The 12,896-nt window shown below is 61.5% G+C and carries 9 protein-coding genes; 8 read left to right on the forward strand and 1 reads right to left on the reverse strand.

The annotated features are described in order from the left end of the window. Positions 1–383: 383 nt before the first annotated feature. Positions 384–944 carry a YdeI/OmpD-associated family protein gene (locus tag C1722_RS03120; protein ID WP_102377948.1) on the reverse strand — a complete coding sequence of 187 codons (561 nt, stop codon included), beginning with the start codon at positions 942–944 and terminating at the stop codon, positions 384–386. 587 nt (positions 945–1,531) lie between these two features. Here C1722_RS03120 and ilvD point away from each other — a divergent pair. The 8 genes from ilvD (at position 1,532) to C1722_RS03165 (ending at position 12,608) form a co-directional block, all read left to right on the forward strand. Then, a complete protein-coding gene (gene ilvD / locus C1722_RS03125) occupies positions 1,532–3,214 on the forward strand; it encodes a dihydroxy-acid dehydratase (protein ID WP_102377949.1) in 1,683 nt (560 codons plus the stop codon). After that, entirely contained in the window at positions 3,211–5,040 is a 1,830-nt protein-coding gene (gene ilvB, locus C1722_RS03130) for a biosynthetic-type acetolactate synthase large subunit (protein ID WP_102377950.1), read from the forward strand. The genes ilvD and ilvB overlap by 4 nt, the downstream gene beginning before the upstream one ends. After that, positions 5,037–5,519, forward strand: coding sequence for an acetolactate synthase small subunit (ilvN, locus tag C1722_RS03135; protein WP_102377951.1), 483 nt, complete (start codon positions 5,037–5,039; stop codon positions 5,517–5,519). Before ilvB ends, ilvN begins: the two co-directional genes overlap by 4 nt. 165 nt (positions 5,520–5,684) lie before the next feature. Continuing rightward, the gene (ilvC, locus tag C1722_RS03140) at positions 5,685–6,680 is read left to right on the forward strand and encodes a ketol-acid reductoisomerase (protein WP_102377952.1); all 996 of its coding nucleotides are present in this window, start codon (positions 5,685–5,687) and stop codon (positions 6,678–6,680) included. A 414-nt stretch (positions 6,681–7,094) separates the two neighbouring features. Continuing rightward, positions 7,095–7,634 carry a flavodoxin family protein gene (locus tag C1722_RS03145; protein ID WP_102377953.1) on the forward strand — a complete coding sequence of 180 codons (540 nt, stop codon included), beginning with the start codon at positions 7,095–7,097 and terminating at the stop codon, positions 7,632–7,634. Between the two features lie 165 nt (positions 7,635–7,799). Continuing rightward, positions 7,800–8,882, forward strand: coding sequence for a 3-phosphoserine/phosphohydroxythreonine transaminase (serC, locus tag C1722_RS03150; RefSeq protein ID WP_102377954.1), 1,083 nt, complete (start codon positions 7,800–7,802; stop codon positions 8,880–8,882). Positions 8,883–9,283: 401 nt separating this feature from the next. Further along, complete coding sequence (serA, locus tag C1722_RS03160; RefSeq protein ID WP_102377956.1) at positions 9,284–10,861, forward strand: phosphoglycerate dehydrogenase; 1,578 nt, start codon at positions 9,284–9,286, stop codon at positions 10,859–10,861. A 214-nt stretch (positions 10,862–11,075) separates the two neighbouring features. After that, the gene (locus C1722_RS03165) at positions 11,076–12,608 is read left to right on the forward strand and encodes a 2-isopropylmalate synthase (RefSeq protein ID WP_102377957.1); all 1,533 of its coding nucleotides are present in this window, start codon (positions 11,076–11,078) and stop codon (positions 12,606–12,608) included. The last annotated feature ends 288 nt before the right edge of the window (positions 12,609–12,896 follow it).

The raw sequence follows: 12,896 nt of genomic DNA on the forward strand, positions 1-12,896 counted from the left end.
GTTTCGATCGGACGCGCTGCCAAGCGGGCGAGCGGCTGTTTCTGCGAAGCGTCGGTGAATCCGGATGTTTCCGAGGTTTTGTTCGAAAACGGCTTTCTCATGGCGGCCAATCGTCGTTTTGCGACCGTGGGGAGCCGTCGAAAGCTGCGATCGAAGGCTCATCGACGCTTGGTCGCGTAAACATGCAGGTCAGAAAGTAATCCACCTATAACTCTTACGGTGGCTTTTCGCAAAACGACGATTGGGCGCCATCCAAGGGCTGATTTTCCGAAAAACCGTAGCATTGGCTTTGGCAACCGGCTTCGTTTTGCCTGCATCGATGAGATCGTGCAGAGCTTTGCCTGCCTTGCGAGGCTTCCCGCACTAGTCTGCGCGGAAATGCGCTACATGGGCTTGAGGTTCTTGTCGAGCCGCTCGATCATCCAGGCGAGGCGCTTCTCGCGACCCGCTTCGGTTTTCGCGTCGAAGTACGCGCGCGTGTAGGTTTTCTTCACGGATGGCGACATGGCGAGAAAGTTGCTGTAGGCCGGTACGTGCCCCTCGAGTATGGCGGCGACCTGCTCGATCTGGTCTTCGGTCGCCTGTTGGGGCTTCGGCGCGTCCCATTGGCCGTTTTGCTTGGCCTCTTCGATCTTCGCGCGGCCGCGATCGGTCATGACACCGCGCTCCTCGAGCTTTCCAACCAAGGTTTTGTTCTTCTCCGACCACTTGCTGTTGGCTCTGCGCTGTGCAAAGTACTTGCGGTAGACCGTCTCGTCAATGCTCTGCATCTGCCCGTCGATCCATCCGAAGCAGAGGGCCTCTTCGAGCGCCTCGCCCGCTTTGAGCGTTTCCGGGCCGCCCGCTTTTCCGAACAGCAGCCAAACGCCCTCGGTCGATTCGCAGTTGTCTTCAAGCCAGTTTCTGAAATCGGTGCGGGTGGGAAAGCAGATCGGCTCGCTCATGGGGCCTCCGTCGGTTGGCGGTTTGGATAATGGTCTTATCTTACTATACTTGTTCGTATGCAGGTTCGGACACGCATACGCGTGTTGTCGTCTTGCATATCGGCTTCGAGCCCTTTTATGCCGGGTATTCGGATAATTCCTTAGGTTCTTAAAGTTTTTTCTTCCTTTTCGAAATTCAGCGTTGCGCGACAGGGAATCGCGAGTATACTCGGTAGCCAACAAATCCATAGCTTCAAATGCGTTGACGAGGAAAGTACGGACGAATCCATCTTCAGAGAGCCGGCGGTTGCTGCGAGCCGGTGGTGGACGGCCCGAAAGCCACCTTCGAGCAGTCGAGTTCGAACGACATGGCCGCAGCCCGGGCAACTCCCGGTGTGCACCATGGCAAGTAGGCTTGGACCGGCGACAACCGTTATCAGTCCGATCGAAGAGCGCACAGCCCGAAGCGTGCGTGTTTTCCTTTACCTGATGTCCTGGTGCAAGCTCCTTGCAGCGGGATTTTTTGTTGTACGGGCCCAAAGGTACGAGCTGCACGGATTCGTCGGGCGGCGGGGTGCGGATGGGCGAACGGGAAAGGAAGGCGTATCATGCACTACCGCAGCGATGCTGTGAAGATTGGGGTTGCGCGCGCTCCGCACCGCAGCCTGCTCAAGGCCGACGGCATAACCGACGAGGAGCTTGAGCGTCCGCTCGTTGCCGTCGTCAACTCCCGCAACGACATCATTCCCGGGCATAACAACCTCGACAAGATCGCCGATGCCGTGAAGGCCGGCATCTACATGGCGGGCGGCGTACCCTTCGAGATATCCACCATCGGCGTGTGCGACGGCATTGCCATGAACCACGAGGGCATGCACTACTCGCTCGTATCGCGCGAGGTCATCGCCGATTCGGTGGAGTGCGCCGTGCAGGGCCATCAGTTCGATGCCATGGTGTGCATCCCCAACTGCGACAAGATCGTTCCCGGCATGCTCATGGGCGCGCTGCGCGTGAACATTCCCACGGTGTTCGTTTCGGGGGGGCCGATGCTCGCGGGCAAGCAGCCGGGCGGATGCGGGCCCACGACCGATCTCAACACGCTGTTCGACGGGGCGGCGGCCGTGCAGAACGGCACGATGACCGAAGAGGAGCTCGCGTGCTTCGAGGATACCGCGTGCCCGACCTGCGGAAGCTGCTCAGGGCTATTCACCGCGAACTCGATGAACTGCCTCTGCGAGGCACTCGGCATCGCGCTTCCCGGAAACGGTACGATTCCCGCAGTCTACTCCGAGCGAATCCGCCTCGCCAAGCACGCGGGCATGAAGGTGATGGAGCTTCTGGGCGAGGGCGTTACCGCGCGCGATATCGTGAGCAAAGCCGCTATCAGCAACGCAATGGAATGCGACATGGCATTCGGCGGCTCTACGAATACGGTGCTGCACCTTACGGCCATCGCCGCCGAAGCGGGCCATCCCATCACGATGGACGATTGGGACGCGGCATCCGCCCGCACGCCTCATCTTGTGAAGCTTCAACCCTCGGGTCCGCGGCCGTTGTCGGATCTCTACGAGGTCGGCGGCGTGCCGGTGGTCATTGCCGAGCTCGATAAGCTCGGGCTCATCGACCGCAGCGCGCGCACCTGCATGGGGCCGATGGGCGAGTATCTGTCGTACATGGCGAAACATTGCCGAGGAGCCGACGGCGAAGTGTGCCGTACGCACGACAACCCGTTCTCTCCGGCGGGCGCGCTCAAGGTACTGCACGGCAACATCGCCCCCGACGGCGCCATCGTCAAGAAGGCGGCGGTCGACCCCGCGATGATGAAGCATACAGGCCCCGCCCGCGTGTTCGACAGCGAGGAGGAGGCCTGTGCGGCCATCAACGCCGGTAAGATCGTGGCGGGCGATGTCGTGGTCATCCGCTACGAGGGACCCAAAGGCGGTCCCGGTATGCGCGAGATGCTCACGCCCACCTCGTCGATCGTGGGCATGGGGCTCTCCACGTCGGTCGCGCTCATCACCGACGGGCGGTTCTCGGGCGCGACGAAGGGCCCTGCCGTGGGGCACGTGAGCCCCGAAGCGGCGGCAGGCGGCCCGATCGCGCTCATCTATGAGGGCGATTCGGTGACCGTCGACATCGAGGGGCGCGCGCTGACGCTCGACGTCGACGATGCTGAGCTCGAGCGCAGGCGCGCAGCGTGGCAGCCTCCCGCGCAGAAGCACGACCACGGGGTTCTGGCCCGCTATGCGAAACTCGTTACTTCGGCAGACAAGGGGGCGATCCTCTCATGAGCTCGACCAGAAACCAGCCGGCGGCCTTCGAGCGGCCGGGAAGCAAGACGGAAAAGCAGGGCACCACGATGACCGGCGCGCAGGCGGTCATCGCATCGCTCGAAGCCGAGGGAGTCGATCTGGTGTTCGGCTATCCGGGTGGACAAGCGATCAAAATATACGATGCGCTTTTCGATTCGAAGCGGATACGCCACGTGCTTGCGCGCCATGAGCAGGGCGCGGTTCACGAAGCGGACGGGTACGCGCGCGCAACGGGACGCGTAGGCGTCGCCATCGTGACGAGCGGCCCCGGCGCCACCAACACGGTGACCGGCATTGCGACCGCCTACATGGACAGCGTGCCGCTCGTGGTCATCACCGGGCAGGTGCCGCGCGGCGTCATCGGCACCGATTCGTTCCAGGAATCCGACATCGTGGGCATCACGATGCCGGTCGTGAAGCACAGCTACCTTTTGCAGACGACCGACGAGCTCACGCAGACATTTCGCGAGGCCTTCCATATCGCGAGCACGGGCCGTCCCGGCCCGGTGCTCATCGACGTGCCGAGCGACCTTGCGAGCGAAGCGATGGTGTTCGACTACCCCGACGAGGTGAACCTGCCGTCGTATAGGCCTACGTACAAAGGCAACGTCAAGCAGGTCAAGCAGGCGGTCAACCTCATTCGCGAATCGAAGCGGCCGGTGCTCTACGTGGGCGGCGGTATCGTTTCATCGGGTGCGACGCCCGAGCTGACCGAGCTCGCCGAAACCATGCAGATACCCGTCGTCACCACGCTCATGGGAAAGGGCGCGTTTCCCGCATCGCATCATCTGAACTACGGCCCGATCGGCATGCACGGATCGAAGTTCGCCAACATGATCATGACCGAATCCGATCTGATCATCGCTGCGGGAGCGCGGTTCTCCGATCGCGTGACGGGCAAGCTCTCGGAGTTCGCGCCCAACGCGAAGGTCATCCACATCGACATCGACCCTGCCGAGATCGGCAAGGTGCGCGAAGTGCGGGTGCCCATCGTCGGCGACCTCAAGGGCGTTTTGGGGAACATGGTTGCCGAACTGGCGAAGCAGGCGGTGCCCCCGGCGCCGGCTTCGTGGGTCGAGCAAGCCGACGAGTGGCGCAAGCGCTTCCCGTTCTATCATCCGGGCGTTGGCGATAGACCCGACGAGATCGTTCCCGAGATCGTCATGAGCACGCTTTCAGGCATGCTCGACCCCGAGAAGAGCGTCGTGGTTACCGAGGTGGGGCAGCATCAGATGTGGGCCGCGCAGCACATTCAGCGCGAGACGCCCCGTTCGTTCATTACAAGCGGCGGCCTCGGCACGATGGGCTTCGGCTTCCCCGCATCGATCGGGGCTGCGCTCGGGTGTCCCGACAAGACGGTCGTCTGCGTTGCCGGCGATGGGTCATTCCAAATGAACACTCAGGAAATGGCGACGGCTGCGATTCAGAACGTACCGGTGAAGGTGCTCATCATGGACAACCGCTGCCTCGGCATGGTTCACCAGTGGCAGAAGCTCTTCTACAACGAGCGGTACTCTTCGACGCTGCTCGACCCGGTACCCGATTTCGTGAAGCTCGCCGAGGCGTACGGATGGCAGGCTGCGCAGGTAAGCCGACCGAACGATTTGGTAGATGCGCTCGAAGCGATGCTCTGTGCCGAGGGTCCCTATCTGCTCGATGTGGTCATCTCGCGCGACCAGAACGTGTATCCGATGGTGGCGCCGGGCAAGGCGATGAACGATGTCATCGGCGCGATCGATGTAGCGGTCGGTGCGGTGCGTACGCTCGGCGATGACGAGCAGGACGAGAAGGGGGGCAGGCGATGAGGCATATTCTTTCCGTTCTCGTGGAGAACAAGCCCGGTGTTTTGAGCCGCGTGACCGGGCTCATATCGAGGCGCGGGTTCAATATCGAATCGCTGTCGGTGGGCCCTACCGAGGATCCCACGATGTCGCGGGTGACCGCCATCGTGAAGGCCGACGACGTGTCATACGAGCAGATCACCAAGCAGCTCCACAAGCTCATCAGCGTCCATAAGATCACCGACCTCACCAACGACGCGGCCATCGAGCGCGAGCTCGTGCTGTTCAAAGTGAACGCAGCGCCCGAACGGCGCAACGAGATCATCGAGATCGCGAACGTGTTCCGCGCGAAGATCGTCGATGTGGGTAAAAGCTCGCTCACCATCGAGGCCACGGGCGACGAGAACAAGCTCAAGGGCATGGAAGACCTGTTCCGCGCCTACGGCATAAAGGAGATCACCCGCACCGGCAAGATCGCCATGTCGCGCAACAGCAAGGACTAGCATGGTGGTGCGAAAAGCCCTGCGGATTATGCGGTGGATCTACGAGCGGAAAGCTTGGTCTCAGCCGTGATGCGGCTGTATATGACGAGGCGCCGCACGTGCGAGCGCTGCGCAGACAAAGGTTTTACCCGGTAGATAAAAGCCAGATGAAAGGATAGAAAAACCATGGCTGTAACGGTATACCATGAAAACGATTGCGATCCGAGCATCATCCAGGACAAGAAGATCGCGATCATCGGATACGGATCACAGGGCCACGCCCATGCGCTCAACCTGAAGGATTCCGGATGCGACGTGCGCGTCGGCTTGCGTGAGGGCTCCCGCTCTCGGGCCGAGGCCGAGGAGGCGGGGCTCAAGGTGGTCGACATCGCGACCGCTGCGGCTGAGGCCGACCTCATCATGATCCTCACACCCGACGAGACGCAGGCGGAAACCTATAAGTCCGAGATCGAACCGAACCTGAAGGCGGGGGACACGCTTGCGTTCGCCCACGGCTTCAACATCCACTTCGGCTACATCGAGCCGCCGGCGGACGTCGACGTCATTATGGTCGCCCCGAAAGGGCCCGGCCACATGGTGCGCCGCGTGTTCGTCGAGGGTGCGGGCGTGCCGTGCCTCGCTTGCGTCGCCCAGGATGCATCGGGCAACGCCATGGCGATTGCGCTCTCCTATGCGTGGGGCATCGGCGGCGCCCGCGCGGGCGTTATCGAGACCACGTTCAAGAACGAGACCGAGACCGACTTATTCGGCGAGCAGGCGGTGCTCTGCGGCGGCGTGACCGCGCTCATCAACGCCGGGTTCGAGACGCTCGTCGAGGCGGGCTACCCGCCCGAGATGGCGTACTTTGAGTGCTTCCATGAGATGAAGCTCATTGTGGATCTCATGTACGAGGGCGGTATGGCGAACATGCGCTATTCGATCTCGAACACTGCAGAGTACGGCGACTACTATGCAGGTCCGAAGGTGGTTACAGGTGAGGCGAAGGCCGCCATGAAGACCATCCTCGAGCGCATTCAGAACGGCGAATTCGCCCACGAGTTCATGGAGGATTCGAGAAACGGCCAGAAGTGGCTGAAAGAGCAGCGCGAAGAGCATGCGAACGCCCAGATCGAGAAGGTCGGCGCCGACATCCGCTCGATGTTCAGCTGGATCAAGCGCTAGGCGGCCGAACGGGACGCGAGTCTGACAGGAGAACGCCCCCGGTTGCCTGAACCGGGGGCGTTCGTTTGCCGGGTCTGCGTTGTACCTGTTGCGAGTGCCGATCCGCGGGGGCATCCGGCAGCGGATCGGTGCCGCTAATCCGCGAGATCGACAAGAGCATAGTCGTCGATATCCTGCGAGGTGTGCACAACGCGCCATACGACGAGCTCATCTTTGCCGCATCAATGTGGCCGCACGCAGTTGGACCGCTCCCACCATCGTCATTGCCGCTGGACGGGATCAGCCTCCCTGCCATCCGGGACCGTTTTCAACGGAACTGTTGCACGAGCTTTCTTGGGTAATCGCAAAATCAAGAGCTTCTGTATAGGCTAGACTGAAAAGCGACAGTGAGGTATTCAACCGAGGAGGTTGTCGATGGCGGACATACTGGTTGTTACGGGAAGCCCGCGTGTGGGCGGGAACACGGCGATGCTCGCCGATGCGTTCGTCGAGGGCGCGCAAGGGGCGGGGAATTCCGTCGTGCGTTTCGATGCGGGTCGTGCGGATATCAAGGGGTGCCTCGGGTGCAACTACTGCTTCGCCCACGAGGGCGCATGCTGCCAAGAGGACGACATGCAAGAAGCCTACCCGCTTCTGCACCGCTGCGATACGCTCGCCTACGTGACGCCCATCTACTGCTTCACGTTCTCCGCGCAGATCAAGGCGTTCATGGACCGCATGTTCTGCGGCATCGCAAAGCCCTTTTCCATCAAGTCGACGGTGCTCTTGACTGCGTTCGAAGACAAGGACCATTCCATATCGAGGTACATGATCGATACGTACCGCGCCCTCACGGCGTATTCGGGCATGGACGACAAGGGGGTCGTCGCGGTCGGCAGCGTGTTCGAAAAGGGCGCGATTGCGGGAAATCCCGGACTGGAAGAGGCGCGCAAGCTCGGTGCGAGCTTGAAGTAGCGCACCTCATCCGACCGTCCGCTGTACTTTTCTCACGCGACGCGCATCATCGGGGTCGTTCCGTATTACAATGCGAGAATTGAACCGAGGCTTTCTTCCGACTGCGTCAACGCATCGAAGCCGCAGTCGGTAGGGCAGTACCAGGGAGAAAAGGAGATCGTGAACATGGGCAGGGTGTACAACTTCTCAGCGGGACCGGCTGTTTTGCCGGAAGAGGTTCTGGCAGAGGCCGCGGCCGAGATGCTCGATTACCGCGGCGCCGGCATGTCGGTCATGGAGATGAGCCATCGATCGAAGCCCTTCGCCGAGATCATCGAAACGGCCGAGGCCGATCTTCGCGAGCTCATCGGCATTCCCGACAACTACAAGGTGCTGTTCTTGCAAGGCGGTGCCTCGCAGCAGTTCGCCGCCGTGCCGATGAACCTCATGAAGAACCGCGTGGCCGACTACATCATCACGGGCTCGTGGGCGAAGAAGGCGTGGAAGGAAGGTAAGATCTACGGCGACGCCCGCGCCATCGCCTCGAGCGAGGACGAGACGTTCTCCTACATCCCCGACTGCTCCGATCTTCCGATCTCCGAAGACGCCGACTACGTCTACATCTGCGAGAACAACACCATCTACGGCACGAAGTTCCATACGCTGCCCAACACGAAGGGCAAAGATCTCGTGGCCGACGTTTCGTCGTGCTTCCTTTCCGAGCCGGTCGACATCACGAAGTACGCCGTGATGTACGGCGGTGCACAGAAGAACATCGGCCCCGCCGGCGTGGTGATCGACATCATCCGCGAGGATATGATCACCGACGACGTGCTCGAAGGCACGCCGACCATGCTCAAATGGAAGACCCAGGCCGATGCCGATTCGCTGTACAACACGCCGCCCGCCTACGGCATCTACATCTGCGGCAAGGTGTTCAAGTGGCTGAAAGATCAGGGCGGGCTCGAGGCTATCGGCAAGCGCAACGTCGAGAAGGCCGCCATCCTCTACGACTACCTCGACCAGAGCAAGCTCTTCAGGGGAACCGTCCGCAAACAGGACCGCTCGCTCATGAACGTGCCGTTCGTCACCGGCTCAGACGAGCTCGATGCGGCGTTCGTGGCCGAGGCGAAGGAAGCGGGCCTCGTGAACCTCAAGGGCCACCGCTCGGTCGGCGGCATGCGTGCGAGCATCTACAACGCGATGCCGAAGGCGGGCGTCGAGAAGCTCGTCGAGTTCATGGACGGCTTCGAGAAGGCGCACGCGTAAACGGCCGTTCTCGAAGCGCTTGCCCGATGCGCCGTTGCCGCCTGGGCGAGCCGCATGGTCCGGGCGCGGAAGACGGCGCTGCGGAGCAGGTCGGCAGGGCGGCATGCCGGGAATCAACGGGCGGTACCGATTGCGGTGCCGCCCGTTTCGTTGTGCGCCAGCCGTCGCTTTCGCGTTGCCGATTGGGATCGGCCGCGCGCTCTGTCGTTTTCGAAACCGTTGTTTTCTCTGGTCTTTCGTCCGCTCGCTCGGCTTGGTGCGCGGTTTCGTTTTATCATGGAGGCCTCCGGTTGCTTTTGGGGTAGAATGCTCTACCGTTACCGGCGCGAAAGGCGCACGATCCGATACGTCGGGTATCGTATACGTCGAAATCAAGAGATGAAAGATGGGTGGTTGCCGCTATGACGAAGAAGGTGCTCGTTACCGAGAAGCTTGCCGACGAGGGTCTGGCGATTCTACGGGATAAGGGCCTTGAGGTAGACGTCAAACTCGATATGGCTCCCGAGGAGCTCATTGCGGAGATTGCGCCCTACGATGCGCTCATAGTGCGCAGTGCCACGAAGGTGACCCGCGACGTAATCGAGGCCGCCGCCAACCTGCGAATCATCGGCCGAGCGGGCGTCGGCATCGACAACGTCGATGTCGAGGCGGCGACCGAGCGGGGCATCATCGTATGCAACGCTCCGACCTCGAACATCGTTTCCGCCGCCGAGCAGACGCTCTGCCTTATGCTCGCCTGCGCCCGCAAGACCCCGCAGGCGGTTGCCTCCATGAAAGAAGGAAGGTGGGAGCGTTCGAAATTCACCGGAACCGAGCTCTACGAGAAGACGCTTGCGATCTTCGGACTCGGCCGCGTCGGCGGTCTCGTTGCCGAGCGCGCCCGCGCTTTCGGCATGAACCTTATCGGCTACGACCCGTACTGCAGTCCCGAGCGCGCCGAGCAGCTCGGCGTAGAGCTCTACGACAACGTCGACGACATCGTTCCCCTCGCTGATTTCATCACGGTGCACCTTCCCAAAACGAAGGAGACCATCGGCATGTTCGGCCCTGCCCAGTACGCAGCCATGAAGGACGGCGTCATCCTCGTGAACACGGCTCGCGGCGGCATCTACAACATAGAATCGCTCGCGGATTTCGTGGCTGCGGGCAAGATCGGCGGCGCGGCGATCGACGTGTACGAGACCGAGCCCTGCACGGAAAGCCCCCTGCACGAGTTCGACAACGTCATCCTCACGCCCCATCTGGGCGCTTCCACCAAAGAAGCCCAGACGCGAGCAGGCACCCAGATCGCGGAATACGTTGCAGCGGGCCTCGAGGGTTCCATCGTGCCCACCGCCGTCAACATGGCGCTCGTGCCGCCCGAGATCATGGATGCAGTCGGCCCGTACGTTCCCGCCTGCCAGCTCATGGGCTCGATGCTTGCGCAGATCGACGGCGACATCCCGCAATACCTGAAGCTCACGGCTGCAGGTTCGCTCGCTGGCGCCGACCCCTCGATTCTCGTTGCGGGAACCATGGGGGGCATCCTTTCGTACAAGAACGTTGCGGTCACGCCTGTGAACGCCGAGGCGGTGGCGAAGCGCCACGGCATCAAGGTCGAGACCCAGTCGCGCCCCGACGCGCAAGGGTACGCTTCGGCGGTTTCCATCGTGGCCGATGGCACCGAGATCTCCTGCACGCTTGCCGATACCGCCCAGGTTCCGCGCATCGTCTCCTTATTCGGCTATCAGATCGACATCGCGCCGGCATCGCAGTCACTCATCTTCGAATACGTCGATGCGCCGGGTAAGATCGGTACGATCGGAACGATTCTCGGAAGCGCGGGCATCAACATCACGACGATGCAGGTGGGCATGAAAGAGAAGGAGAAGAACGCTCTCGTGTACATGAACGTCGAAGGCGCGGTCGACGATTCCACCATGGACAGGCTTCGAGAGGGATTGGGCGAGCTCAAGAACCTCTGGTACGTAAAACTGTAAGCACGTCGAACGCGTGACGGGCGCCGACGATGTCGGCGCCTTTTTACTTCTTCGGGGACGGACCGATGCGTTTCGGGCGCGCCGCGACAGGCGTTGTCCGCCATCGGTGGCGACATCGTGATGAAATAGGTGCCTTGTTGGGAATCTCGCGGTGCTATCCGGCATATTTGCTATGATTGTCAAATTAATGTTGAGCGAGTAGAAAGGGTAGCTCATGACACGCAAGATCCAAATCTTCGATACCACCTTGCGCGATGGCGAGCAGTCGCCTGGCGCGTCCATGAATACGGAAGAGAAGTTGGTCGTTGCGCGCGAGCTACTAAGGCTCAACGTGGACGTTATCGAAGCGGGCTTCCCCATATCGAGTCCTGGCGATTTCGAGAGCGTTCGCCGCATCGCAGAGCTGGCGGGCGATCAGGCTACGGTTTGCGCGCTTACCCGCGCGGTGGAGAAGGATATCGATTCGGCGGCGGATGCGCTCAAGTACGCCAAACGCCCCCGCATCCATACCGGCATCGGCGTGAGCCCGAGCCATCTGCAAGACAAGCTGCGCATCACCGAAGAGGAATGCCTCAAGCGTACGGCCCATTGTGTGAGCTACGCCAAGCAATTCGTCGAAGACGTGCAGTTCTACGCCGAGGATGCGGGTCGTTCCGACTACGATTTCCTCGTCCGCGTGATCCAGACCGCCATCGACAACGGTGCGACGGTTGTGAACATTCCCGACACCACGGGCTATTCGCTGCCCGAGGAGTTCGGTCGCCGCATCAAATACCTCATGGACAACGTGAACGGCATCGAGAACGTGACGGTCGCCGTCCATTGCCATAACGATCTGGGCATGGCGACCGCACTTGCCATGGAAGGCGTGAAAAACGGAGCGACGCAGATCGAGTGCACGATCAACGGTCTCGGCGAACGCGCGGGTAACACGGCCATGGAGGAAGTGGTCATGGCCATCCGCATGCACGAGCAGGAGCTCGATGCGCACACCGATGTGAACACCCGCGAGTTCTTGAAGGCGAGCCGCCTCGTTTCCTCGATCACGGGCATGAACGTGCAGGCCAACAAGGCCATTGTCGGCGCGAATGCGTTCGCGCACTCCTCGGGCATCCACCAGGACGGCGTGCTCAAGAAGCGCGACACCTACGAGATCATCGATCCCGCCGATGTGGGGGCGGGGCAGAGCCAGATCGTGCTCACGGCCCGCAGCGGCCATGCGGCGCTGAAGCACCGCTTGGAAGAGCTCGGATACGAGCTCGATGGCGAGGCGCTCGACCAGGTGTACGGGGCGTTTTTGGATCTGGCCGACAAGAAGAAGGAAGTCTACGACGAGGATCTCGAAAGCCTCGTCAACGAGCGCGACCGCAACGAGAACGCGATCTACATGCTCGAAGGCGTGCAGATCAGCTGCGGTTTCCCGCTTACGCCGACCGCGACGGTCACGCTGCGCAACCAGGCCGACCAGGTGGTCACCGCCTGCGAGTTCGGCACGGGTCCGATCGATGCGATGTGCAAGGCCGTCGACAAGATCGTGCAGGTCGATAACGACCTCACCGAATACGCGGTGCAATCGGTAACCCGCGGCATCGACGCGCTCGGCGAGGTGACCATCCGCGTGACCGATCCGTCGGGCAGCATCTACACCGGCCGCGGTGCCGACGGCGATATCGTCGTCTCTTCCACGAAGGCGTACCTCAACGCGCTGAACCGCCTTCTGAACGACAAGAAGGAACATCGCAGGTAAGAATAAATTCGCGATTGAGCGGTTGGCAAGCGAGCGGTTCGGCCTTATGCGGCCGAACCGCTTTTTGCGCCCCGATGGGCTGGATTCGCGGGCAGCGATGTCCGCGAACCGCCTCCGTGCGAGGGTATTTGGCGGAAATGCTTCCACGGGAGAATTCTGACCAGGGATTATGCGGCTGCGGTTCGCACTCACACCTCGAAATTCCTCGCACGGAGGCGGTTGGCGGACACTGCGGCGCTTTGCAACGCCGTCCCTCGCCGCTCGGCTGCGCCGCCCCTCGCCGGCCCG

Source organism: Raoultibacter timonensis (genome assembly GCF_900240215.1).
Classification (GTDB): domain Bacteria; phylum Actinomycetota; class Coriobacteriia; order Coriobacteriales; family Eggerthellaceae; genus Raoultibacter; species Raoultibacter timonensis.

Bases quoted from the DNA above. Each gene is read 5' to 3' on its own strand.
- C1722_RS03120 (WP_102377948.1), bottom strand. From the start codon at position 944: ATGAGCGAGCCGATCTGCTTTCCCACCCGCACCGATTTCAGAAACTGG.
- ilvD (WP_102377949.1), top strand. From the start codon at position 1,532: ATGCACTACCGCAGCGATGCTGTGAAGATTGGGGTTGCGCGCGCTCCG.
- ilvB (WP_102377950.1), top strand. From the start codon at position 3,211: ATGAGCTCGACCAGAAACCAGCCGGCGGCCTTCGAGCGGCCGGGAAGC.
- ilvN (WP_102377951.1), top strand. From the start codon at position 5,037: ATGAGGCATATTCTTTCCGTTCTCGTGGAGAACAAGCCCGGTGTTTTG.
- ilvC (WP_102377952.1), top strand. From the start codon at position 5,685: ATGGCTGTAACGGTATACCATGAAAACGATTGCGATCCGAGCATCATC.
- C1722_RS03145 (WP_102377953.1), top strand. From the start codon at position 7,095: ATGGCGGACATACTGGTTGTTACGGGAAGCCCGCGTGTGGGCGGGAAC.
- serC (WP_102377954.1), top strand. From the start codon at position 7,800: ATGGGCAGGGTGTACAACTTCTCAGCGGGACCGGCTGTTTTGCCGGAA.
- serA (WP_102377956.1), top strand. From the start codon at position 9,284: ATGACGAAGAAGGTGCTCGTTACCGAGAAGCTTGCCGACGAGGGTCTG.
- C1722_RS03165 (WP_102377957.1), top strand. From the start codon at position 11,076: ATGACACGCAAGATCCAAATCTTCGATACCACCTTGCGCGATGGCGAG.